Here is a 24,797-nt window from a genome sequence, read left to right as displayed (position 1 = left end):
CACACAGGCGTAAAAATGATCTTTCTTGTTGGTTTTCAGTGAGATAGAACCGGATAGACAAACGAAGCGGAATTGGGGAGCAGAAAAAATTATTACAGATCAAATAAAAAAAGCCGCTCACAGTGTATTTATGTGAGCGGCTTTTTTTAGGAATCTATAACTCGACGGCAGTTATTTCTTCAGTAATTTGATACGAATATTGCGCAAGCTTTCCTTCACCTTTGCTGCATTGTCCGGCCCCATGCGTAGCATTAGTTTGTGTGCATCGGGCAAATTTTCTAAAGCCGGGTCAGCAAATTGGTAGTAGACCTTGGGGTGAATCAACAACATCTCGCCACCGGCGTCGGGCGCAGCCAGTACTTTATCAATAGCGCGAATAAGCACTGAGTGAAAATTACCTTTGCCCAACCCCAACTCCTGATAGGCACGGTTTAACAGCGGGTAATAACGCTTGTACAGCGCGATACTGGCATCGCTATCTAAAGCAGAAATCACTTGCACGAACATCGTGTAGCGCAGGTAATTTTTTGGACTAACGCGGAATTGTTCTACATCTTGCTGCTCACCCAATTCGCCACCGGAAACCTTTACGTTAAAAGAATCTGCCACAAAAGCGCCCTGCGGCGATGCAATGGGGCGATATTCAGTGATGACTTTGCCCTCTTCCAGAATGCCTACTGCCCGTACAAATTTACGCAGGATCTCCTGAGGAATAATCATCTCTACCAAGCCATTAATGTTTAGAGCTTTGAGCGCGGCCAAGACTGCAGCATCGCTTTGATCCAAATCGGGCAAGGGGATAGGTGCCGGTGCGGGTTCCGGTTCGTCATACACCGGCTTGGCAGTGCTTGCGACCTCCGGTGCAACGCCCGGCTGGATGGGCGCAGGGCTAGGCAAATCATGCAGTTTAGGTGGGCGTTTGGCTTCCTCAGCCATTAAAAAATAACCCACTGTGCCTATAGCGCCCACCGCCACCAATATCACGCCCCACTTTGCCAAAGCGCTTAAGCCACCGGTTGGGCGATCGTTATACTGCATAAAAGCTCCTGTCATCATTCATTAGGTTGTGGCGATTATGGGGTAAAAAAGCCATTAAAAGCCAATTGAGAGTGACAACTCGCCCCCACCCCCAGTGTTCAAATTGCAGCTTTCGGTTTGCGGCCGAGCGATACATAGTTTATCCTATATAGTAATTACTCTCATTTGCATTCAGAGATCATTTCCATGAACGCCCCTTCTCCAAACCTTTCCACCTTGCATACCCATGCGCCAATTGCTAACACAGGAAGCTTGAGTTTGGATGAATGCCGCAAAGGCGCGCAAGTGCGTATCGTAGATTTGCAAGCGCAAAGCCTGTTTGGCAGCCAGGATGAACGCGTCACCCTGCGCTTGAAAGAATTGGGCTTTTTACCCGGCGCCCAGCTCAAAGTTATTGGTTTCGGCCTTTTAGGTAGCGACCCACTGGCAGTCCAGGTTAATGGGACCAAATTCGCTTTGCGCCGTGCAGAAGCGGCGAAAATCCGTGTGGAAGTTATTTCCGGGAGTCATTAATGCCAGCGCCAATTCGCTTTGCTTTAATTGGCAACCCCAACTGTGGCAAAACCTCTCTTTTTAACCGCCTGACGGGGGCGCGCGCCAAAGTAGCCAACTACCCGGGCGTTACCGTGGAACGCCGCTCCGGTCCGATTGATTTACCCCATCCCGCAGAATTATTGGATCTCCCAGGCACCTACAGCCTGTTCGTGACCTCACCCGATGAGCAGGTCGCACGCGACCTTATCCTGGGCAAAATCGCTGGCGAAGCCAAACCCGATGTATTGGTTGCGGTAGTCGACGCCACAAACTCGCGCCTTGGCTTGCGCTTGGTGATGGAGCTAAAAACCCTCAATCGCCCCATGGTATTGGCACTCAACCAAATGGATGCTGCCCGCAACCGTGGCATCACTATCAATACCGCCGGATTGGCGCGTGCTATCGGCATTCCTGTAATAGAAACTGTTGCGGTTAACCGCCAAGGTACTGATGAGCTGCGGAAGCTGCTCGCAGAGTTTGCAGAGAATCATGCGAAAAATCCGCTGCCCGCCGATACGCAAACATTGTCTCTTGGTCAGTTGGATGAGCTGAGCCGTGACGATTCGATTGAAGAGCTATATCAGCGCATCGAAAACATCATGCTGGACAACGTTGTTCAGCCTGAGCATTTACCGCGCTGGCAGGAAAGGTTGGACGTGGTGGTGATGCACCCGGTAATTGGGTTGATCGCATTGTTCACCACCCTACTCATCATTTTCCAAGCGGTTTTTGCGTGGGCAGAACCGGTGAAAGATGTCATTACGTTTGGGCAGGATTGGCTCAGTGAATTTGTATCCCTCAATATGCAGGAGGGCGTACTCAAAGATTTTCTGATTCAAGGGTTGATTGCCGGTGTTGGCGCCGTGATCGTATTTTTGCCGCAAATCATCATTCTGTTTTTCTTTATTTTGGTGCTGGAAGACACGGGCTATTTAACACGTGCCGCTTTCCTGCTCGACCGCCCTATGCGTGGACTCGGTATTTCTGGTCGCTCTTTTATTCCCCTGCTTTCAAGCTTTGCGTGCGCCGTACCGGGGATTATGTCCACCCGAACCATTTCTGATCCACGCGAGCGCTTCATTACTATCATGATTGCGCCGCTCATGACCTGCTCAGCGCGCTTACCGGTTTACGCGTTAATTATTGGTGCTTTTATTCCCGAACAAACTGTGTGGGGCATTTTTAATCTGCAAGGTTTAACCTTATTCGCGCTTTATTTTGCCGGTGTGGCGAGCGCTGCCCTTGTTGCGTTAATTATGCGCCGCAACCAAACACGCGAGCACTACCCTCTGCTGCTGGAATTGCCCAGTTACCGCTGGCCCATGGCATATCATTTATTGATGGGACTGAAAGAACGCTCGTGGATTTTTATTCGTCGCGTGGGCACAATTATTTTGGCGCTCTCGATTGTGATCTGGTTTTTGGTTACATTCCCCGGCGCACCTGCCGACGCAACTCGCCCCGCTATTGAATACAGTTTTGCGGGTCAGCTCGGCGGCTGGATGCAACATTTTTTTGCACCGCTCGGCTTCACTTGGCAAATGTGTATCGCATTAATTCCAGCAATGGGTGCGCGTGAAGTTGCCGTGAGTGCATTGGCAACGGTATACGCGGTAGGCGGCGACAATGTAGACGCGGCACTCGGTTCTGCCTTGGGTCAATCCTGGAGTTTACCGACAGCACTCGCATATCTTGCATGGTTCGTTTACGCACCCCAATGTATATCTACCATTGCTGTAGTGCGCCGCGAAACTAACTCTGCAAAATCCACAACATTTTTCGCGATTTATTTATTCGCACTCGCCTATTTTGCGGCGTGGGCCACTTACACGATTGCGAGCTGGCTGGTTTAATTAACGAGGACCTATCATGTGGCAAGAATTAATTGTTGGCGTGATTGTATTGACAGCGTTTTATTACGTGATTCGCCAGTGGCTTCCTTTCGGTAAAAAATCCGCGAGCTCGTGCGGTGGTTGTGGTGGGTGCAGCACCGCTAAAAGTTGCAGCAATCCTGATGAAAAAGGAACGCATTAATCGTCTTCAACACATCAGGCTCAATCACGGCTTTTTGTTCGGCTCTATCCAGTATTGCCTTGATGCTTTGAGTGTTTCATCGGAGATGAGCGGGTTTTCCAATTCAATGATTAGATACTTATGCTTGCTAAGGAAATCAATGGCAGCCGTCATACGTTCGTAACCCGAAAAGAATTTCTCAAACTCACCATTTTTAAAAATAATTGCACAACCTTTCTCAAGGCGTGCAGCCAGCTCATCGTTATTTTTGTTCACAAAAAAATAAAGGTCTGTGGGGTAATGCAAAAGTATGTGCGGCTCGACCATGAGATTTTGTGAGCGAATTAAATCTTGCTCAACCGGTATTTCGATAATCCCACGCGGGAAAAAATCAAACCGTTTAGCTGTAAGCATTTTGTAGAGATTTTCTTTTGCCATAGTCTCCAAAACATAAAATTGGTTGGCGCGCAAAATATTCGTATCGGGCCAGTGCAGACCTTGGCCTGCACTCAACTTAACTAAATCCTGCTGGGTTTTCACCTTGGCAAACTTTTCCTCATCTTCCTTACGAATGACCAATACGCGATATCCCATCAAACCTTTCATCAGCGGAAAGCGTATGGTGCGCAAAGTTTGTTCCCGCGCCTTGCTTGTCATTGTCCAAATAATATTATTACCTTTGCCTTGGGCCACACCCGCAACCCAACGTGCTTGCGAGATTTGTTCAGGCGCAAAGCGAATTTGAATAACTTCGTCAGGCGCTTTGCTGGCATTTAAAATTAGCGCGAGCAAATCCGCAAAATATTCACCCTCAACCGCTGAGGTCTGGACATCTACAATGTAGGGACGTGGCGCAGCCACAACCTTGAGGCTGCAGCAAAGTAAAATTATAAATCCGAGCCGACGCACAAATGGCATCCACATCTCCCGCCAAGGTTTCAGGGGCTTAAGACTAGCATAGACTGTGATGACAGCCCGCACTCGCTGCCGTATAGTCACGTCATCTGTTCTTCTACAAGGATTATTTCATGCACGAGAAACTGGAAACACGCACCTTCCTGCTATTCCTTTTCATAGTTACCATCGGGTTTATCCTGCTGTTGAAACCTTTTTTTGGGACTATTTTTTGGGCTTGCGCAATCGCCATAATTTTTGCGCCGCTGCACGATAAATTTTCCGCACGCTGGCCTAATAGCCCGAACCGCTCTGCCTTCGCCACCCTCACGCTTTGCATTCTCGTGGTGATCATTCCCGTTGTTATTGTGATCAGCTCCGTCATCAGCGAAGGTGTGGTTTTTTACGATAAATTGCAGTCGGGTGAAATCAGCCCCGGTCGTTATATAGACTCAATGCACACCGCCTTTCCTGCGCTCAATAATTTACTGGCCAAGCTTGGTTTTGATATCGAAAACCTGAAAAACGATGCAATCAATGCTGCCATGTCGAGCGGAAAATTCATTGCGGGCCATACGCTAACGATTGGCCAAAATGCCTTTGGGTTTTTGGTGAACCTGGTGCTCATGTTGTACATCGCTTTTTTCATGCTGCGCGATGGCAATTATTTGGTGGATTTAATGGTACGCGCCCTGCCGCTGGGCGATACCCGTGAGCGCATGCTGTTTGCGCTATTTGCAGAAGTCACTCGCGCTACCATTAAGGGCAACGTAGTTATTGCCATTCTGCAAGGCTCTATCGGCGGCATTACGCTTTGGGCATTGGGTGTTCACGGCGCGCTCCTGTGGGGTGTACTTATGGCGTTTGCCTCACTTATACCGGCCCTGGGTTCGGCATTGGTTTGGGTGCCCATCGCCCTGTATCTCACAGCCGTTGGCGAAATCACATCAGCACTGATTCTGGCCGGTGTTGGCGCCGGTGTTATAGGCATGCTCGACAACGTGCTGCGCCCTATTTTGGTTGGTCGCGACACCAAACTACCGGACTACATAGTGCTGCTCTCTACCTTGGGCGGCATTGCCATGTTTGGCATTAACGGATTTGTTATTGGGCCTTTGGTAGCCGCGTTATTTATCGCTTTCTGGGGAATATTTATCCATGACGTAAACGCGGATGACCCGGACCTCCAAAACGAAAAGGCTCCAGAACCCCCAAAAGCAGATAACTAACTGCTAGAATTCGCGGCCTTTTAAACCAGCGCTTTTGCGACGAGAGAATTTCCATGTCTGACAAGTACAACACAATTGAACTGCGCGCCTCTTACGGCGTGGGCCGCCAAATGGGCGAGCAACTCGCATCCAACCCTTTTGAAGGCGTAGATGCCGAAGCCGTAGCCCAAGGTGTACTCGATGCACTCCACGGCAAAGACAGCCAGGTAGCGCGCCCGGAGTTGGAAGAAGCCTTCCGCACCATCGGTACCCGCATGCAAGAGAAGCAAGCCCAGCAAGCAAAAGCACAAGCAAAAGTCGGTGAAATTTTCCTGGCTGAAAATGCCAAGAAAGACGGCATCACTGTGACCGAATCTGGCCTGCAATATGAAATTATCACTGCGGGTACTGGCGAGAAGCCAACTGCGAAATCACGTGTTAAAACCCATTACCACGGCACATTGATTGACGGTACTGTGTTCGACAGCTCCGTACAACGCGGCGAGCCAATCGACTTCCCTGTTGGCGGTGTAATCGCTGGCTGGACTGAAGCTTTGCAATTGATGCCAGTTGGTTCCAAATGGCGTTTGTACATTCCGCACAACCTCGCTTACGGTGAGCGCGGTGCAGGCCCAACTATCGCGCCTTACTCTGCATTGATTTTTGATGTGGAGTTGTTGGAGATTGTGGGTTAATCACTGAATTCCTACATTGGGTAGTCGTCATCCTCGCGTAAGCGGGGATCCACGGGGCTGGCCACCCAGCTCTTGCTCTTATTTTTTACTTTGTTTTAGATTTATTTCGCCTCTTGGCGAGTCACTTTTCGTTGCTTGTCCAACGAAAAGTAACCAAAAGAAAAGACACCCCGCTCGTTCCCATTTCCTGCGCGTTTCAGAAAATTGCCGTCGTTCCGACGCGACATCCTTGTCGCGTAGTCACTAAAACAAACGTCCTGTTTGTTTTACGGCAATTTTCTTCCAATGCTCGGGGAACGCGCAGGGGGCCCCGCTGGTGCCACTCGCAGCTTTTAAGGCAAAAACAATTTTTAGATCGAATTTATTCTGGATTTAATTCAATGTGGTTCAAAAACCTCCGCTTATACCGCCTTACCGAAGAATGGACTCATACCCCCGAACAACTCAACGAAGCACTCGAAGCACACTGCTTTAATCCCTGCGGTAGCCTCGACCCTTTACGCTATGGTTTTATCGAGCCATTAGGGCGCCATGGCAGTGAATTTATTCACGTGACCAACGGCTACATCATGATTTGCGCAAAAAAGCAGGAAAAAATCCTGCCCGCCGCCGTAGTGAACGAACACCTGGAAGAAAAAGCTTTGGCGATTAGCGAAGCCGAATCGCGCAGTGTTGGCCGCAAAGAAAAGCAGACATTGAAAGACGAAATTATTTTTTCATTGATGCCGAAAGCCTTTGCAAAATCATCGCTGGATTTTGCCTATATCGCCCCGCAAGAAAAATTAATTGTGGTTAACTCATCGTCTGCAAAACGCGCAGAAGATTTGCTCAGCAAATTGCGCGAAGCTTTAGGTAGTTTGCGCTGTATTCCCATCAGCGCCAAAAATATTCCCACCCAAGTTATGACCCACTGGGTACAAACCGGCAAGCTGACCAATGATTTTGAGTTGGGTGAAGAATGCGAATTGCACGCGAGTAAAGATGAACGCGTGATCCGCTGCAAAAAACAAGACTTAACAGCCGATGAAATGCTCAGCCACCTTAACAGCGGCATGTTTGTAAGCAAACTTGCGGTGACCTGGAAAGAATCTATTCACTGCGTACTCGACGACCAGCTCGCTGTTAAACGTTTGAAATTTGATGACGTCATCAGCGAAAAAGCCAACGAGCGCAATCCAGAAAGCAAAGCTGAACAATTCGATGCAGATTTTGCAATTATGAGCGGCGAACTGAAAAACTTTATAACCGCTTTGCTCGCAGCCTTTGGCGGCGAGACAGATCCAGTTTAATTTTTTATTTCTTGCTCGCGGGTTGGTATTGCCAATCCGCTCGCTCCCACCTTATAAAACCACAAAATTTATCTGGCTTTTAATTATTCACATTGGTTGCACGATTTAAAACGCCTTCACTGATCAGCCAAGCTATAATGCGAACCAATCTCATCTAGCTTGGATTCAACAATGCGTAAAATCTTTTTGCTCGCTTTCGCTGGCCTTCTCGCCTCCTGCACTAAAACACCTGAGCCTATCAAAATTGAAGGCTTTGCGCAGGGCACGACTTATCACCTCACCGCCTTACTGCCCAAGCCGGAAGACCAAGCATTGGTTGCAAAAGAAGTGACTGATGAGTTGAAGCGTATTGATGCTTCTATCTCCAATTACCGCAAAGACTCCACCATCGAATTATTTAACGCGCAATTGGATACTGAACCTCATGAAGTCAACGAAGAAATCGTAAAACTGGTGGAGCAAGCACGGGCCATCAGCAAAGCCAGCAAAGGCTGTTACGATTTAACAATCAAACCTTTATTTGATTTGTGGGGATTCAAAAAAAATGTGTTTAATTTGCCGAGCGATGAAGTATTACAACAAACTTTGCAGCTCGTCGGTATGGATAAACTCATCACTGTAGACGCAACACACCTACAAAAAACATTACCTAATTTGCGCGTAGATTTATCGTCTATTGGCCAAGGCTACAGCGTGGGCAGGCTGGCAGATATTTTAGAAAAACACGGCGCCACCAGTTACATTGTTGAGATCGGTGGTGAAATGAAAGTTCGCGGGAAAAAAGCCGATGGTAGCCCGTGGCGAATCGCTATGGAAAAACCTATTTCAACCGAACGCAAAGTAGAAAAGGTAGCAATATTCGCAACGGGCGAACCTGTATCACTCATGCCATCGGGAACCTATCACCATTACTTTGACAGCAATGGCAAACGTTTTAGCCACATTCTTGATGGTCGCACCGGCAAACCGATTGAGCACAAGACTGCAATGGCCAGCGCTTTTATGGCAGACCCGGCACTTGCGGATGCCTGGTCTACAACACTTTTATGCGTGGGCAGCGATGTGGGCATACAGCTTGCCAACGAACATGGCATTGCCGCTTTGTTTGTAGACCAGGAGGGCGAACAATTAATTGAAAAGAAATCTTCTGCGTTGGAAAAACTAACCAGTGTAAAACTGGAAGACGCCAAACAAGACCAATAATAAAAATCGCCCACTGAATTTTTTCAGTGGGCATCGCGTGTTACAAAAATATTCCACCTGCGGCTTCAATTCGCTGTCCGTTGACCCAGCGGTTGTCATCAGACAACATAGACGCAATTACACCGCCAATGTCATCCGGTAAACCAACACGCCCTAAGGCCGTAAGCGATGCTATATGTTGGTTCAACTCCTGATTATCGCGCACGGCGCCACCCCCAAAGTCTGTTGCTATGGCGCCAGGTGCAAGCGTATTAACCCTGATGCCGCGTGCACCTAATTCTTTGGCAAGATATCTACTTAAAACTTCAACAGCGCCTTTCATTACGGCATAGGCTGAATAACCCGGGAAACTAAAGCGCGCCAGCCCGCTGGAAATATTGAGAATGCTGCCTCCGTCTGCCATAAGTCCCACGAGTTTTTGCGTAAGAAAATAAACACCTTTCAAGTGCACATTCATCATTTGGTCAAACTGTTCTTCACTGGTTTCAATGAAGGGAATGTTGATTCCGGTCCCTGCGTTATTGACCAAATAATCAAAATTATTGCGCTGCCATTTTGATTGCAAAATTGCTTTCACACCTACAGCAAATTGAGTGAAGCTTTTGCTTTGTGAAACGTCCAACTGGAGCGCCGCTGCTTTAGCGCCCGCCGCCTCAATCTCGGCAACGACCTTCTCGGCTTCATCACGTTTGCTGTGATAAGTGATGATGATGTCAACGCCCCTGCTTGCTAAACGCAGTGCTGCATTTCTACCAAGACCGCGGCTAGCGCCGGTTACGATTGCGATTTTATGATTCATAACGTATCTCCAATGATTAAAGCCAGTGATTCAAAAGGAGAGTGTTGATATATCCGCGAGACAAACATCCAACACACCTTAAGTTTTTCAAGCTTATTGCTTGATGGTTGCCAGTCTATTAATCTTGAAATTCTGGATAAAGACACTAATTTTGAATTTACTGTTCATAAAATTGGAACAATAGGGCTGACCTATGAATCAGTTGGATGCAATACAGATTTATTTGCGCGTTGCTGAACTAGCGAGTTTTACCGAGGCTGCAGATAGTTTGGGCATAGCTAAAGCCAATGTTTCCAGCGCCGTACAGCAGTTGGAATCTATGTTGGGGACACGCTTGCTACACCGCACCACACGCCGCGTGCAGATGACTCACGATGGTCAGGCGTTTTACGAGCGCAGCAAAGATTTACTTGCCGACTTCGATGAACTCAAAACCCTCTTCAACAATCAGCAAAACCAGTTGAGCGGACGCTTGCGCGTGGACATGCCCACAGCCATGGCGCGGGGCTTGGTCATCCCTGCGCTCCCACAGTTTTTACGCGAACATCCGCATTTGGAAATTGAACTGAGCAGCACAGATCGCCGGGTAGATGTTGTGCGAGAAGGATTTGATTGCGTGGTACGTGTCGGCAACTTGCTTGATTCGAGTTTGGTGGCTCGCCCGATTGGCGAATATCAACTCATCAATTGCGTATCGCCGAGCTACATTGAAACTTACGGCGTTCCACAAACACTTGAAGATCTTGCCCGCCATAAATTGGTCCACTATGTTTCGGTGCTTGGTGGTAAATCGTACGGATTCGAGTACGTGGACCCACTAACATCTGTCACTCAATACATCGATATGGAAGGTGCGTTAATCGTGAATAATGCGGAGGCCTATCTAAGCGCGTGTTTGGCAGGGCTCGGTATTATTCAAATTCCAGAAAATGGCGCAACGGCAAAGCCGTATTTACAAAGCGGGCAACTTATCGAGGTTTTACCGGATTATCGCTCGGCGCCCATGCCGGTTTCATTGATTTATGCGAATCGCCGCCATTTACCAAAACGCGTTCAGGCATTTATGAATTGGATGATCGAAATCCTGAAACCAAGTGTGAGCTCGGCCAATTAATTACATCAAGGTTAGGGAAAAGTTAAAGACAAAACATCATGGCAGTTATCAAAAAGCTGATCAGGCGAACCCTAAAAATTGCTGAACGCAGGCCCTGGATTATTCCTTTGTTTGGGTTTGTATCGGGCGTGGCCAGCTTTCTTTTAGTGGAGCGAAAGCAGGAACAATTTGCACAAATAATTTCAGTGTTAATGCTGGCAAGTTGGGTTTGGCTCGCGATGGAAAATTTATTGCGCAAGGGAATCTCGCATTGGTTTGGTATAACAGTGCCGCCGGTTGTATTGCGATACGTGAATCAGCTGGTGCATCAGGAGAGTTTGTTTTTTGTCATTCCGTTTTTCTTTATCACCACCGCATGGAATACCGGACAAGTTTTCTTTACGTCCGTATTAATTGCTGCAGCGCTCGTCTCAATTATCGACCCAATTTATTACCACTGGCTGGCGGCACGTCGCTGGCTGTATTACTGCTTTCACGGCATTACGCTGTTTGCAGCGCTCTTAACCGCACTGCCACTTATTTTCCATTTGCCTACACCGCAAAGTTATTTGTGGTCGCTGGGTATTGCCGTGCTGCTAACAGGCCCGGGTTTAGTTCGCAGTATGTCGGTGGTGTGGTGGAAGCGTACTATAGCTGTAGTGTCTTTAATGTTATGCGCTGGTGGATTCGGTATTTTAGTTCGCCCATGGATTCCACCGGCATCGCTCTGGCTAACCAAGGTCGCCATCACCGATCACATTGACGACCGCAATCGCGCCCCCAAACAGCAATTCAAAACAATCACCAGCGCACAATTACATGCAGGAATTTACGCCTACACCGCTATACACGCACCACGCGGATTGCGTGAACGTATTTATCACCAGTGGATTCACAAGGGTAAGAAGTTCGACAAAATTGCCCTGAACATCAGCGGCGGCAACGACCAGGGCTACCAAACCTGGACGCACAAAACCAATTTCCCCGCAGATGCTAAAGGCGACTGGCAAATTCAGGTAGTGACCGAAGCGAATCAGATTATTGGGATTTTGCGTTTTCAGGTGGTGGATGCAGAAGCACAAACCAAACCTCGGGTTGAATCCGCTAGCCGAGAACAGCGGCCTTCCTCCAGTTCTATCAGCAAGCAAACATCAGCGCCTGCAGTTGCATTGCCGGATGTCGATTCATCTCAACAGGCATCGTCAACTCCAGCGCCATCACCCCAATAAGCCCCTCTTATTGATGAATTTTCCTTCCGAATTTTAGCTTGTAGCCCAGTATGTGATACTATGCGCGCCTTTTTTCCATTGGTTATTTTTCGTTCGAGACAATGCTATGAGCACTAAAGTTGCCGTTGTGATGGGTTCCAAAAGTGATTGGGCGACCATGCAAGCTGCTGTTGAAATCCTGCAGAAATTAGGTGTGGAGTACCATACCGAGGTTGTTTCTGCCCACCGCACTCCGCAGAAGCTGGCCAGCTTCGCTGAAGAGGCTGTCAGCAACGGTTATGGCGTTATAGTTGCCGGTGCCGGTGGTGCCGCTCACTTGCCAGGGATGATTGCTGCTCACACGCGTTTGCCAGTGCTCGGCGTTCCCGTACAAAGTAAAGCCTTAAACGGTATGGATAGCTTGCTCTCTATCGTTCAAATGCCAAAAGGCATTGCGGTTGGCACTTTGGCGATTGGCACCGCGGGTGCCTTTAATGCTGGCTTGTTGGCCTGTCAGATTCTGGCGCTGAACGATGCTGAATTGGCGGCGCGCATTGAAGATTTCCGCTATACCCAGACACAAGCCGTTTTAGATAATCCTGATCCAAGCGTGGATTAAGCAGTCTGCGCTCCCCTTTTATAAAAGGGGGTTGGGGAGGTAGTGAACGAAAATCAAATCTCCCCTAACCCCTCTTTGCTAAAGAGGGGGACTAGAAAGCAGTAACCTTTAAAATATTTCCAAAGTTAATTTTTGTAGGTAGTGAATGAGCAGTAAGCCAATTTGGGTATTAGGTGCAGGTCAATTGGGTGCCATGCTTAAGCATGCGGGCATGCCTTTAGCACTGGATGTACGCCCGGTAGATATTAACGAAAGCAGCGCACCTGCCCTGCAAGCTGATGATCTGGTTACTGCCGAGCGCGAGCAATGGCCGGATACACTCGTGACCAATACCCTGGCGCACCATGCACACTTTGTTAATAAGCCGGTATTTGGCCGCTTGGCGGATCGCAAAACACAAAAAGAACTGATTGATTCCCTTGGCCTTTCCACGGCGCCCTGGCGCAATGTAGCTAATGAAATAAGCGCAAATGAGTTACGTGACCAGTTGGGTGAGCGAGTGCTACTTAAGCGCCGCACTGGTGGTTACGATGGCAAAGGCCAATACTGGATTCGCGCACAAGACGATGAAGTTCCTGCGGATTGGCAAGGTCAGGCGATTGCAGAGCAAGCTATTCCGTTTGATGAAGAAGTATCCCTCGTTGGTGTGCGCAACCGTGCGGGTCAATGCGTGTTTTATCCCCTTACACTCAATTTACATTTAAACGGTATTTTGTACGCCTCAGTTGCGCCTTTAACTCGTCTGCAAGCGCTGCAAACGCAAGCGGAAGACATGCTGGGCAAACTATTGAATGAATTGGATTACGTGGGAGTTATGGCGATGGAATGTTTCCGCGTTGGCGACCAGTTGATGATTAATGAACTAGCCCCGCGCGTACACAACAGTGGTCACTGGACGCAAGCCGGCGCGAGCATCAGCCAGTTTGAATATCATTTGCGTGCAATTGCCGATATGGCTATCCCGAAAGCACAAATCCTCGGCCAGAACGTGATGATCAATTTGATTGGCACCGAATACAATCCAAACTGGCTCAACCTGCCCGTCGCGCAAACCTATTGGTACGGAAAAGCCGTTTTACCGGGCCGTAAAGTTGGCCACATCAATATGGTAAGCAAGGATCTAGGTGAAATTCGCAGCACCCTGCAACAGCTCAAATACCTCTTGCCAGAGCAATACTATAAAGAGGCGATTGAATGGAGCCTCAAAGCGCTGGAAGACCAGGATTAAGATCCCTACACTAAAGCCAAGACCAAGCTCTTGGCTTTTTTATTTTGGTTACCTATCAACTAGCTTTGTTTAGTGCTTTTTAATGACTGGGAGTCGACGATGTACACACTTCATATTGCTAACAAAAATTATTCATCCTGGTCACTGCGCCCCTGGCTGGTGCTTTCGGCCTTCGAAATTCCCTTCGCAGAACAATTGCACCCCTTCCCCGAAAAGGGTGCATGGGAGGCATACCGTAGCTTTTCGCCCAGCGGCAAAGTACCTTGTTTGCAAGATGGGGACCGCGTAATTTGGGATTCCCTGGCAATTATTGAATACCTGGCAGAGCATCATCCCCATGTATGGCCGAGTGATAAAACCGCGCGTGCCTGGGCGCGTTCTGCAGCAGCAGAAATGCATTCGGGCTTTCAAACCTTGCGCAATAATTGCGGAATGAGTTGCGGTGTGCGCATTGCGTTACACAATATTTCTCCTGCATTGCAAAAAGATATAGATCGCATTGACGAACTTTGGAGCCAGGGTTTGCAAAAATTTGGTGGGCCATTTTTGGCAGGCGAAAACTTCAGCGCCGTAGATGCTTTTTTTGCACCCGTTGTTTTCCGTGCACAAACCTATCAACTTCCACTTGGTAAAGCGGCAAGTGAATACCTGCAAACCATGCTCGCCCTGCCCGCCATGAAAACTTGGTATGAAGCTGCACTGATAGAAACCTGGCGCGAACCCGCCCACGAAAAAGAAGTTTTCGACGCTGGAAAACTTGTTGCTGATTTGCGCAACTAATTCGCCACTAGCGGATCAAATCAATTCGATTTTTACACTGTTGAACGCGCTGCAATGCGGCGCATGGGAGACTTAATGCCTAACACCATGGACATAACCCTGCAGGACAATTATCTGCATGTGGTTATCTCGGGTAGCTCGACCTATGACAACGCCGTAATGCTGTGGCGAACAATTGCTGACACGTGCAATCAACATAATTGTTTTTATGTATTGGGCGAACAGGATATGTCGAGCGCAATTTCTACAATGGACGCCTGGAATCACCAAACGATTTTTGAGGAAGCAGGCATCACATCAAAATTTGTGATCGCTTGGGTCGATAAAAATCCCAAAACGTTTGAACACACGGAATTTATCCGCACGGTTCTGGCTAATCGCAATATAGGTTACGGCAAATTATTTTCTGATACTGAAAAAGCAAAAAGCTGGCTATTGGAAAAAATAGCCAGCAAGAGTACAACCTAAAGGCAGAGCAAAACTGTTACTCAATTCCTCCCATCCCCTACGAGTTCCCCGAGCACTGGAAGAAAATTGTTGGCAAACGCACAGGATGTGCGTTTGAGTGACGATGCGACATGGATGTCGCACCGGAACGACAGCAATTTTCTGAAGCGCACAGGAAACAGGAACGAGAGGGGTGTCCTTTCTTTTGGTTACTTTTCTTTCATGAAAGCCATCCATGGCTTTCACCCCTTTGGGGCAGCTTTGCTGTGCAAAATTGCTCTCCTGCAATTTTGTGGACAAGCACGACTGCTTGGATGCAGGAGGTAGAGCAACGCAGGAGCAGTTGCCGGACGAAAAGTGACTCGCCAGCAGGCGAAATAAATCTACCAAAAGAATTGAACAACAACTTTCTGAAAAATTTTCAACGACACAGATACCAACTTACAAAATCCAAACCTCAACACGACGATTAATATTTTTACCTTCTTCCGTATTGCTCGCGGCCAAGGGCGCTGCATCGCCCATGCCTTTGGCGACCAATGGGTAAATACCACGTTGAATTAATTGTTGCTCAACCACTTTCGCACGACGTTCAGATAACTCCTTACCCTTCCCAGCATCGCCCTCACTGTCAGAGAAACCAAACAATTGCACACGTTTAGGGGCGTTCACTTCAACATATCGCGCTACACGGTCCAAATCGTTAAGCGATTTAGTATCCAGTTCATCGCTGCCACTTTTAAAGCGAAAGTTAATCGATAAACGTTCAGAGCGCGCGGTCAACTCACGCATATCCGTTGGGTAAAAATCATTATCAAAAGGTTTACCCAATTTAATATTTTGCGAGACAAAACCTACGTCTTCCACAATCGATTGGCCGCGTTCAGTTACCACAAAATGGATAAACTCCTGGGCTTCAATGTTGGGATTAACTTGCGGTGTGTAGAAAAATAAACGGCGTGCCAAAGGATAATCTTCCGTGCCCACGGTAAAGTGAGTAGGCATAATCGCTTTGTTTTTATCAGAAGATGAAATAGCAATTAATTTTGCGTGGCGCACATAAGGCAAGCCGATAAACCCAATTGCACCTGCTTCTCGCGCTACCGAATCAGATAATTCACTACTCGATTCCACTCGCACCGCAGACTCAGATAATTTTGCTTTGCGCGAATCCAATACCAGGGCTTTAAACGAATCCCAGGTACCCGATTTATCATCACGCGCATAAATTTTTATCGGGAGATCTTTGCCGCCCAGCTGCGACCAATTAGTGATTTCGCCGGAAAAAATACCTACGAGCTGATCAATTGATAAACTCGATACAGCGTTGCTTGGGGACGTGATAATGGCCAAACCATCCAAACCCAGCACATGTTCGCTGCCTGGCAAAGTAAGGTCTCCAGTTTTGGGCAACAGCTCCTCGCGCTCTTTATCTTTAATAGGACGCGATGACATACCCATATCAGTTTCATCTTTCAACAAACCACTAAAGGCGGTTCCTGAACCGTGGGCGTGCAATTCAATAAACTCAATATGGCCGTTGATTTCGCCGGAAATAATTTTTTCATTGGGCGCTGCGGGGTTTACGTCGGTATGAACATTATTTGCGCCCTGGCTCATTAAATAGGCTTCAATTAAACGGGGCGCCAATTTTTCACCAATGGTATTAGAACCATGCAGGCGGAACAGCGGTTTATCCGCCTTGGTGAGATTGCCTGAAGCCGCGCCGCTTTTGGCTTTTAAACGCGACTCCACCGTAACATTTTGTACGGCTTTAAATAAAAACACTTCACCGGCATCCATAGGCAGAAACGAACGCAGCAAATAACCGCTCATAAAAATAATTAACGCAAATGCGGCTGCATTAAACACATGAATACGAAAGCTATTGCGCGATTTTTTACGTTGCTTTTGTGCTTCAGCATCTTCCGTAGATGCCACAATCGCATCTTCCATTTTGCGAATTTCCCACACCAGCGCAACCAATTCTTCGTTTTCAGTGGTTAAAGCTTTTTCTAATAAATCTGCACGATACTCTTCATCTTTAAGCACCATGTTAAGCGGAATATGCATTTTTAAATGGGTTTCGCACAGGCGCTTTAAATTCCACACCTTATCCACCAGCGCTACATTGTAGTGCAGGTGCTTGTGAGCTTTAGGGGACATATTTATTTTCTCTAACGCGAAAGGAAAAAAGGTGCGCGCACTATATGAAGAAAAAATGACAAAAAGATGACAATTAAAATGTAGAACCGAAGGGGGATTTAAAGCGAACTGAATGATGGGGGACCTGCGTCCTTGCAGGTAGGGTGCCTGAATTTTACATCGGATGCTGCAGAGGCTTACTGCAAGGCTATTTACCCACACTAAAATGACAAGACAATGACAAATTCTATTTTAAATCTTAATGCGCACATTATGTCGCTGTTTAATCTTTATAGAGTTCCAGAGGCTTGAGCTTTTTAATTTTTTTAAGCATTTCGGCACGCTTGCTAACGCGGCCCTGCTTTTCATAAATACTCGCCGCCAGCTCATAAAAACGAATGTCATTCGCTTCCAGTTGAAGCGCCCGTGTTACAAAATCCAGCGCAGCTGCATAATCGCTCTGGTCGTAAGCTGACAATGCAAGATTGTATTGGAAGAAAGGATTGGACTCACGATAGCGTTGTGCCATACGCGAATATTTTGCAGCCAGGTCTTTATTGCCAATTTGGCGATATAGGTAAGAAAGATTATTCATGACCGTCAAATCTTCCGGGTCAATTTCCAATCCGTGTAAATAGGATAGCTCCGCTTCGCGCCATAAATTCATACGACTGTAGAGTGCCCCCAAATTACTCCAAACGTAGGTTTGGCGATCGTTCAGGCTGATAGATTTGCGCAAGCTCAGGAACGCATCGATATAATTTTTATTCTCCAGATACTCCATCGCCCGGTTGCTGTAGAACTGCGCGGCTGCCAACACATCGCTGATTGAATGCTGACGGTAGTTAGATCTGTATCTGTCCATTTCCAGATCAATGATGACGTCATCATTATTTAAGATATTAGGGTTTTCGCGCGACATGGGCACCTTGACGTTCACATGACGCAGAAAAACCATCTCCTTCTTATTACGCAAATCCCAGGTTGGGGGAATTTCCACTTCATTTACCAGCGCATTAATCCCCACCGAGCGCGCCAAGGCCACATAGAGCAAGGTAAAACTCAGGCAATTGGCGCGCCGCTGCTCAAAAGTCACTGCGGGCACCTCAGTCACATAGGCGTGATAAGCAATGGCGCGACCGCCATATTGTTCAGAGGATAAGAGCGCTATGTGCAGGTTTTTCACTTTCGCGTAATAGCTTTCCCCATGGCGGGTCGCCTTTTTGGCAAACGCCTCCATTTCGGGGGTAACCTGGAAAATATCAAGGTCGGGCAGCTCTGCATCGCTTACGGGATGTCCCAGAATAGCTTTACCTGAGAGCAGGTCAGCCACATTTGCAGAATAGGCTTGCACGGGCTGCCCGGAGCCTACGGTGGTGCAACCCGCTGCCGCCAGTGCGCATAGCACTATAAAAAATTTTACTAAACAAACTCTTATCATTATGGTTTTCCGGTTTATCTGCCCGCTAAGTATAGGCCAAATGGAGCTTATTCAATTCCCGGCCCCCGGCTAACGGGTACTAGCCTGCAAATGGGAATGCATGCTCCCGGAGTTTGGGGGACAGGCGGTCCTCATTTGACCATTTCTATCGAAGATGACACTTCATCGCCCTAAACAATAGCCGAAGTGCACTGGAGATGAACATATTTGCAGCGGCATTTCCGTAATCCTTAAGAATTCTTAAGGATTAAAGCTCACTATTTTCCCTGAAGACCCATGCGAGCGCATAAAACGTCGCTCAACGCCTAATAAATAATTCGTTGAATTTAAACAACAATTCTTAAAATTGACACACCACATTCAAAGCCCCTTCGCCATAAGGTTCACACAATGCATCAAAAAAATGCACAGGTTTTTTAATTAGCCTTGTAAGCGTTCAAAAATCCAAAAATCTGTGAAACCAAAAATTCCATTTCATCAGCGCGCCTGAATCATAAATGTGCACATCTGAAAATTCGTGATTTTTCGCGAACCAAAAATGCACAAATAGATTTTTTAAAAGTGCTTGGCACAGAGTTTGAATAGGTCACCTTGTAACAAAAACATTTATGCGTGCAGTTAGAGCACACAACACAAGCCACACTGACCAGACAGAAAATTTTAAAGATTCATTTCGACTTGTTTGATTCAGCACTTATCAGGAGCAGGGTTATGAGCGTTAAGCTAGACAACAAATCGGTAAAACCTTTTTCAAAAAAAATGAGCATGCTTAGCAAACTCATTAAAACCACCATCGGTTTCGCAGCTGCATTTACTTTGATGAATGCCGCTGAAGCAGCCACCGGAAAACCTGAAAAAGAAAATTTAAAATTCGGCTTTATTAAACTCACCGACATGATCCCGCTCGCCGTTGCACTGGAAAACGGTTACTTTGAAGATGAAGGGTTAAACGTAGAACTTGAAGCACAGGCAAACTGGAAAGTTGTTTTAGACCGCGTGCTAACAGGACAGCTTGACGGCTCACACATGCTGGCTGGTCAACCCGTTGGCGCTGCAGCAGGTTTTGGTACCGCAGGTGAATTGGTATGGGCTTACACACTCAACCAAAACGGTTATGCCTGTACCGTGGGCAATGATATTTGGAACATGATTAAGAAAAATGTTCCCAAAGGTGCAGACGGAAAACCTACACATCCTATGTCAGCTGCCGTATTAAAACCGGTAATTGAAAATTACAAAAACCAGGGCAAACCATTCAATATGGGTATGGTATTCCCCGTATCCACACACAATATGGGCTTGCGTTATTGGTTAGCCGCCGGTGGTATTAACCCTGGCATGTACGCACCGCAAAAAGGTGATATCACCGGCCAAATTGGTTCAGATGCAATGCTCTCCGTAGTCCCGCCACCACAAATGCCCGCAACACTTGAAGCTGGAACTATTAACGGTTATTGCGTGGGTGAGCCATGGAACCAACAAGCAGTTTTCCGCGGCATTGGTGTACCGCTTTTAACAGTGCACAACCAAATGGCCGACAAAGTTTTTGGTGTGACCAAAGCCTGGGCTGAAAAAAATCCGAACACCCACATTCACGTTGTGAAAGCACTGATTCGTGCCGGCAAGTGGTTAGATGAAAAAGAGAATGCGAACCGCAAAGCAGGCGCAAAAATGATTTCAAATGCTAACTACGTAGGCGCGGATGAAAAAGTTATCGCTAACTCAATGACCGGTGTCTTTGAATACGAGCGCGGTGACAAACGTTCAGAGCCGGACTTCAACGTTTTCTTCCGTTACAACGCGTCCTATCCTTATCAATCAGATGCGATCTGGTACTTAACGCAAATGCGTCGCTGGGGTCAAATTCCTGAAGCAAAACCCGACAGCTGGTACATAGATTTGGCTAAGAAAATTGTAAAACCAGAAGTCTATCAACAAGCTGCTAAGGATTTGATCGAAGAGGGAAAATTCACTGCTGCTGATTTCCCAACTGACCTTAGCAAAGTGGATGGATTCCGTGCACCCGATGCAACTGAATGGATTGATGGAATCAAATTCGATGGACACAAACCAAATGATTACTTGAAGCAATTCAAAATTGGTTTGAAAGGCGACGAGAAACTGTAATAGCAACTTTGTATCAAGCCTTGCTCCCGGTAATTACCGGGAGCGCATGAGGCGAGCTTAATAAACGCTGGAGAAAAACCATGAGTGAAGCAACTACCAACCTGGCCGCCGCATCTACTAGCGCTGTAAAAGCATCGCCACTGGCAGCGCTAAAAATTGGAAAAATTTCCGCAGCCAAATGGCGCGATATTGTTTTGGGCACCTTTATTCCCTGTGTCGGCTTGGTGATTTTTTTACTCTTCTGGCAAGTGGGTTCGCAAAGTATTAAAACATCTTTGGGTACTTTTCCCGGTCCTAAAGAAGTTTATGTACAAGCCGGCAATATGATTGTCGAATACAAAGAAGAAAAAGCGCGCGAAGCTGCTTTTTATGAGCGTCAAGCTAAACGTAATGAAGAAGCACTTAAAGCGGACCCCAACGCGGAAATTAAAAAGCGCGAATACAACGGTCGCCCAACATTTTTTGAAAAAATTAAAACCAGTTTAGTCACTGTGTTGAGCGGATTTTTAATCGCCACACTTATTGCGATTCCCATAGGTATAGTCATTGGCCTGAGCCAACCGCTTTATCAAGCTTTTAATCCAGTAATCCAAATTTTTAAACCTGTATCACCATTAGCATGGTTGCCGCTCATCACCTTGGTAGTCAGTTCGGTATACGTAAGCGATGCGCCTATGTTTTCCAAATCATTCATTATTTCGCTGCTCACTGTAAGCCTCTGCTGCATGTGGCCCACCATGATCAACACCGCTGTAGGTGTTGCAGGTGTGAGTAAAGATTTGGTGAACGTAAGTCGTGTATTGCGCTTGGGTTGGCTCACACACGTGCGCAAAATTGTACTGCCATCTTCTATTCCTATGATGTTCACCGGTTTGCGCTTATCACTCGGCATTGCATGGATGGTATTAATTGCTGCCGAAATGCTCGCGCAAAACCCGGGTCTCGGTAAATTTGTGTGGGATGAATTTCAAAACGGCTCATCCGAATCTCTTAGCCGCATTTGCGTAGCAGTTTTGACTATCGGCTTTATCGGCTTCGGACTGGATCGCACGCTCTTGTTAATCCAAAGCTATGTCAATTGGGACAAATCTGCTGTAGTTCGCTAAGCCTTAAACACAACAGTTTTCGAATAGATTTTAATTTTCCGTAACCCGGAGCAGAGGAAAAGATCATGCCTGAATTGCATTTAGAAATTTCCAAAGTAGGAATTGAATTTCCAACACCACGCGGACCTTTTTGCGCATTGCAAGATGTCAATTTAAAAATTAACAAAGGCGAATTTGTATCACTGATAGGTCATTCGGGCTGCGGAAAATCTACCGTACTTAATATTGTTGCTGGCCTCTACCAAGCAACAACCGGCGGCGTTATGTTGAACGGTCGCGAAGTAAATGAACCTGGACCAGAACGTGCCGTAGTATTCCAAAACCATTCCTTATTGCCGTGGCTTACCGCCTACCAAAACGTTGAGCTAGGCGTTAAACGTGTTTTTAAAGGCAAAAAAACCAAAGCCGAAATGCGTGAATGGATTGAACACAATTTAGAATTGGTGCACATGACCCATGCCATGCATAAACGCCCCGATGAAATTTCCGGCGGAATGAAACAACGTGTGGGTATTGCTCGCGCGCTGGCGATGGAGCCACAGGTGTTATTAATGGATGAACCCTTTGGTGCGCTGGATGCATTAACACGCGCGCACTTGCAAGATTCCTTGATGGAAATTCAAAATACCTTAGGCAACACCGTAATTATGATTACCCACGATGTTGATGAAGCAGTATTGCTTTCTGATCGTATTGTGATGATGACCAACGGACCAGCAGCAACCGTAGGCGAAATTCTGGATGTGAAATTAGCGCGTCCACGCAATCGTTTGGAATTGGCTGATGATCCGGAATACAACGGTTACCGTACCGCGGTCTTACGCTTCCTTTATGAGAAGCAAAAAAAAATTGAACCTATTGCCACTAAACGCGCGGAAAAAGCCGCCGAAAAAGATAGCAACAAACAAGTCGCTTAATCAATTCGAAAAAAAACCTATGGTTAGATGCCATAGGTTTTTTGTTTTACCCACCCGCCTAAAACTTCCCTGTAGGGCGTACGCAATCCGCACTTGCTGATTATCTTTCTATAAACTCAATTAGCACTTAAACGTAGATGGGGCCAAAACCCAAGCTCCAGATCAATACCGTAAATGCCATTAAGGTCACCAGCATAACCAGCCCTACCGTTAAAATTGAGCTGGAAAACATAAAGCCTTCTTCTTCAGAAATATTCATGAAAGTAGGCACACCGGAGTAAAGCAAATAAGTTGTATATGAAAGTGCCGCAGCACCAAATAGCATTATGCTCCAGGGAGTTGGGTAGAGCATGGTGAGCCCAGCTACGAATAAAGGTGTTGCTGTATAAGTTGCGAAAATGACGCAGCGAGAATAACTTGGGGAGGAATGATAAGTGCGGGACATCCATTGAATAAAAGCCCCCATCACACCTACACCTAACAGCATAGCGACATACATCAATATCGCCATCGCCATTGCGCTCGATTCCGTTAACACAACTCGACTACCCTGCCCAACAGTCCAACCAATTTTGGTTGCACCAACATATGCAGAAACTGGCGGAATTAATGCCAGTAAAAATACTTGCGCCAAATAAATATGGGTGATGTTTTCTTGAGTATCGCGAATTGATTTCCATTCTTGCGATGGGTGAGTAAAAAGCCCGGTGACGTGAGTTATCATAACTAACCTCCACTTATTTTGCGTGCATGCCTTCGTACCGCAACAAATATGCATAGCTATAAACTGATAACCAATCCAGTATAAATTGTTGGCGCCCACAGATCACTCAACGAATTAGACCAATTAAACACGACAGAAACCACCAACATAACGCAGTGATATTAACGGTTCTGCAAAGTAATAGATTTCGAATTGTATGCCGCCTAAAGCAACTATTTGGCACCAAATATTGTTTAAAAATTATTTTTAATATCCACTTTTTATTTACGCGAGTTAGCGCACAGATAGATTTAAAATGCCTATATAGCCTACGCCCGATCATGCCCGCCATAAAAAAACAAAGAGCAAAAATCAGGAGTTTAAAATGGCAATTAAAAATGCGCTCGCCAGTGTGGCTGTAAAGAACATTAGTTCTGCCACAAAATGGTATGAAAAGCTCCTGGGCCGCTCACCTGATTCAAAACCCATGCAAGGGGTGTGCGAATGGGAATTTGAAGGCGGCGGTTGGCTGCAGGTTTATGAGGGCGAAGAGCGTGCCGGGTCAAGCTCTGTAACCTTGGCGGTAGACAATATGAGTGAACAAATTTCCGCGTTGAAAAAGCTCAATCTAAATCCCGGAACTCCCTCCATCACCGAAAAAGTTAAAACGCTGATGATTAAAGATCTCGATGGAAATAGCATCGCCTTTGCTGAAGCGATTGACCCCACCATGGCGAAATAACACCAAAGGAAAATAAGATGGCAAGCATCCAGACCATAGCTCCCTGCCTCTGGTTCGATAATCAGGCAGAAGAAGCGGTGAAGTTTTATACGGGAATTTTTAAAAATTCCCGCATTCTTAAAGTCGCTCTTTACGGAAGTTCAGGATCTGAATTGCACGGAAAACCTGCAGGAACCGTAATGACAATTGCATTTGAGTTGAACGGACAAACATTTATTGCAATGAACGGTAGAACAGACAGTAAATTTAATGAAGCCATTTCACTTCAGGTCTATTGCAAAAACCAGGAAGAGTTGGACTATTACTGGGAGACTTTGTCAGACGGTGGTGATAAAAAAGAACAGCAATCCGGTTGGCTAAAAGATAAGTACGGTGTGTCATGGCAAATTGTGCCAACAAGCCTGATCGACATGATCACCGATCAAGATAGTGACAAATCAGACCGTGTAATAGATGCAATGCTACACATGAAGAAATTAAATATTAATGATTTGAAAAGAGCTTATTTAGGTAAAAATCTGCATTGATTTTTTACGAGGCCACATCAACATCAACATAACTCATAAAA

24 protein-coding genes are annotated in these 24,797 nt (G+C 46.7%); 18 read left to right on the top strand and 6 right to left on the bottom strand.

Translation table 11 applies throughout. From position 1 onward, the window contains the following. Positions 1-171: 171 nt before the first annotated feature. Positions 172-1,038, bottom strand: coding sequence for a DUF3014 domain-containing protein (locus tag IE104_RS01180; RefSeq protein WP_189415286.1), 867 nt, complete (start codon positions 1,036-1,038; stop codon positions 172-174). Positions 1,039-1,224: 186 nt separating this feature from the next. Here IE104_RS01180 and IE104_RS01175 point away from each other — a divergent pair, with 186 nt between their 5' ends. The 3 genes from IE104_RS01175 to IE104_RS01165 are packed head-to-tail and all read left to right on the top strand — an operon-like array spanning position 1,225 to position 3,606. After that, entirely contained in the window at positions 1,225-1,551 is a 327-nt protein-coding gene (locus IE104_RS01175; protein WP_189415284.1) for a FeoA family protein, read from the top strand. Then, complete coding sequence (gene feoB / locus IE104_RS01170; RefSeq protein ID WP_189415282.1) at positions 1,551-3,425, top strand: ferrous iron transport protein B; 1,875 nt, start codon at positions 1,551-1,553, stop codon at positions 3,423-3,425. Before IE104_RS01175 ends, feoB begins: the two co-directional genes overlap by 1 nt. Before the next feature lie 16 nt (positions 3,426-3,441). Next, positions 3,442-3,606, top strand: a complete 165-nt coding sequence (locus tag IE104_RS01165) for a FeoB-associated Cys-rich membrane protein (RefSeq protein ID WP_189415279.1) — start codon at positions 3,442-3,444, stop codon at positions 3,604-3,606. Positions 3,607-3,630: 24 nt separating this feature from the next. On the opposite strand, the gene IE104_RS01160 is transcribed toward IE104_RS01165, so the two are convergent. Continuing rightward, complete coding sequence (locus IE104_RS01160; protein WP_189415277.1) at positions 3,631-4,503, bottom strand: type 2 periplasmic-binding domain-containing protein; 873 nt, start codon at positions 4,501-4,503, stop codon at positions 3,631-3,633. Positions 4,504-4,613: 110 nt separating this feature from the next. Here IE104_RS01160 and IE104_RS01155 point away from each other — a divergent pair, with 110 nt between their 5' ends. The 4 genes from IE104_RS01155 (at position 4,614) to IE104_RS01140 (ending at position 8,874) form a co-directional block, all read left to right on the top strand. Next, positions 4,614-5,708: an AI-2E family transporter gene (locus tag IE104_RS01155; RefSeq protein ID WP_189415275.1), complete on the top strand. Its 1,095-nt coding sequence runs from the start codon at positions 4,614-4,616 to the stop codon at positions 5,706-5,708. 53 nt (positions 5,709-5,761) lie between these two features. Then, entirely contained in the window at positions 5,762-6,382 is a 621-nt protein-coding gene (gene bamJ / locus IE104_RS01150) for a BamJ family beta-barrel-assembly machinery protein (protein WP_189415273.1), read from the top strand. Between the two features lie 380 nt (positions 6,383-6,762). Next, positions 6,763-7,671, top strand: a complete 909-nt coding sequence (rdgC, locus tag IE104_RS01145) for a recombination-associated protein RdgC (protein ID WP_189415271.1) — start codon at positions 6,763-6,765, stop codon at positions 7,669-7,671. Positions 7,672-7,842: 171 nt separating this feature from the next. Beyond that, the gene (locus IE104_RS01140) at positions 7,843-8,874 is read left to right on the top strand and encodes an FAD:protein FMN transferase (RefSeq protein WP_189415269.1); all 1,032 of its coding nucleotides are present in this window, start codon (positions 7,843-7,845) and stop codon (positions 8,872-8,874) included. Positions 8,875-8,914: 40 nt separating this feature from the next. Here IE104_RS01140 and IE104_RS01135 read toward each other — a convergent pair whose 3' ends face one another. Beyond that, on the bottom strand, positions 8,915-9,673 hold the full coding sequence (locus IE104_RS01135; protein WP_189415267.1) for an SDR family NAD(P)-dependent oxidoreductase: 759 nt from the start codon (positions 9,671-9,673) through the stop codon (positions 8,915-8,917). A 193-nt stretch (positions 9,674-9,866) separates the two neighbouring features. Here IE104_RS01135 and IE104_RS01130 point away from each other — a divergent pair, with 193 nt between their 5' ends. From IE104_RS01130 to IE104_RS01105, 6 genes are all read left to right on the top strand, one after another. Beyond that, the gene (locus tag IE104_RS01130; protein WP_189415266.1) at positions 9,867-10,787 is read left to right on the top strand and encodes a LysR family transcriptional regulator; all 921 of its coding nucleotides are present in this window, start codon (positions 9,867-9,869) and stop codon (positions 10,785-10,787) included. 38 nt (positions 10,788-10,825) lie between these two features. Next, the gene (locus IE104_RS01125) at positions 10,826-11,995 is read left to right on the top strand and encodes a DUF5924 family protein (RefSeq protein ID WP_189415264.1); all 1,170 of its coding nucleotides are present in this window, start codon (positions 10,826-10,828) and stop codon (positions 11,993-11,995) included. 106 nt (positions 11,996-12,101) lie between these two features. Continuing rightward, on the top strand, positions 12,102-12,593 hold the full coding sequence (purE, locus tag IE104_RS01120; protein WP_189415262.1) for a 5-(carboxyamino)imidazole ribonucleotide mutase: 492 nt from the start codon (positions 12,102-12,104) through the stop codon (positions 12,591-12,593). 145 nt (positions 12,594-12,738) lie between these two features. Beyond that, a complete protein-coding gene (purK, locus tag IE104_RS01115; RefSeq protein ID WP_189415260.1) occupies positions 12,739-13,821 on the top strand; it encodes a 5-(carboxyamino)imidazole ribonucleotide synthase in 1,083 nt (360 codons plus the stop codon). Between the two features lie 99 nt (positions 13,822-13,920). Continuing rightward, positions 13,921-14,601: a glutathione S-transferase family protein gene (locus tag IE104_RS01110; RefSeq protein ID WP_189415258.1), complete on the top strand. Its 681-nt coding sequence runs from the start codon at positions 13,921-13,923 to the stop codon at positions 14,599-14,601. A 75-nt stretch (positions 14,602-14,676) separates the two neighbouring features. After that, positions 14,677-15,069, top strand: a complete 393-nt coding sequence (locus tag IE104_RS01105; RefSeq protein WP_229837560.1) for a hypothetical protein — start codon at positions 14,677-14,679, stop codon at positions 15,067-15,069. A 420-nt stretch (positions 15,070-15,489) separates the two neighbouring features. On the opposite strand, the gene IE104_RS01100 is transcribed toward IE104_RS01105, so the two are convergent. Next, entirely contained in the window at positions 15,490-17,214 is a 1,725-nt protein-coding gene (locus IE104_RS01100) for a substrate-binding domain-containing protein (RefSeq protein WP_189415256.1), read from the bottom strand. A gap of 262 nt (positions 17,215-17,476) precedes the next feature. Continuing rightward, positions 17,477-18,634 carry a transglutaminase domain-containing protein gene (locus tag IE104_RS01095; protein ID WP_189415254.1) on the bottom strand — a complete coding sequence of 386 codons (1,158 nt, stop codon included), beginning with the start codon at positions 18,632-18,634 and terminating at the stop codon, positions 17,477-17,479. A 759-nt stretch (positions 18,635-19,393) separates the two neighbouring features. On the opposite strand from IE104_RS01095, the gene IE104_RS01090 reads away from it, so the two are divergent. From IE104_RS01090 to IE104_RS01080, 3 genes are all read left to right on the top strand, one after another. Further along, the gene (locus tag IE104_RS01090; RefSeq protein WP_373298478.1) at positions 19,394-20,761 is read left to right on the top strand and encodes a CmpA/NrtA family ABC transporter substrate-binding protein; all 1,368 of its coding nucleotides are present in this window, start codon (positions 19,394-19,396) and stop codon (positions 20,759-20,761) included. An 80-nt stretch (positions 20,762-20,841) separates the two neighbouring features. Beyond that, a complete protein-coding gene (locus IE104_RS01085) occupies positions 20,842-21,867 on the top strand; it encodes an ABC transporter permease (RefSeq protein ID WP_189415252.1) in 1,026 nt (341 codons plus the stop codon). Positions 21,868-21,932: 65 nt separating this feature from the next. Continuing rightward, positions 21,933-22,784, top strand: a complete 852-nt coding sequence (locus IE104_RS01080; RefSeq protein ID WP_189415250.1) for an ABC transporter ATP-binding protein — start codon at positions 21,933-21,935, stop codon at positions 22,782-22,784. 127 nt (positions 22,785-22,911) lie between these two features. On the opposite strand, the gene IE104_RS01075 is transcribed toward IE104_RS01080, so the two are convergent. Continuing rightward, positions 22,912-23,508, bottom strand: coding sequence for a Yip1 family protein (locus IE104_RS01075; protein WP_189415248.1), 597 nt, complete (start codon positions 23,506-23,508; stop codon positions 22,912-22,914). Positions 23,509-23,872: 364 nt separating this feature from the next. Between IE104_RS01075 and IE104_RS01070 the strand changes: the two genes are divergently transcribed. Beyond that, positions 23,873-24,229, top strand: coding sequence for a VOC family protein (locus tag IE104_RS01070; RefSeq protein ID WP_189415246.1), 357 nt, complete (start codon positions 23,873-23,875; stop codon positions 24,227-24,229). 17 nt (positions 24,230-24,246) lie between these two features. Then, positions 24,247-24,756, top strand: coding sequence for a VOC family protein (locus IE104_RS01065; protein WP_189415244.1), 510 nt, complete (start codon positions 24,247-24,249; stop codon positions 24,754-24,756). Positions 24,757-24,797 lie beyond the last annotated feature (41 nt).

This window comes from Cellvibrio zantedeschiae (assembly GCF_014652535.1).
Taxonomy (GTDB): domain Bacteria; phylum Pseudomonadota; class Gammaproteobacteria; order Pseudomonadales; family Cellvibrionaceae; genus Cellvibrio; species Cellvibrio zantedeschiae.
This window is presented reverse-complemented; position numbering and strand designations above follow the sequence as displayed.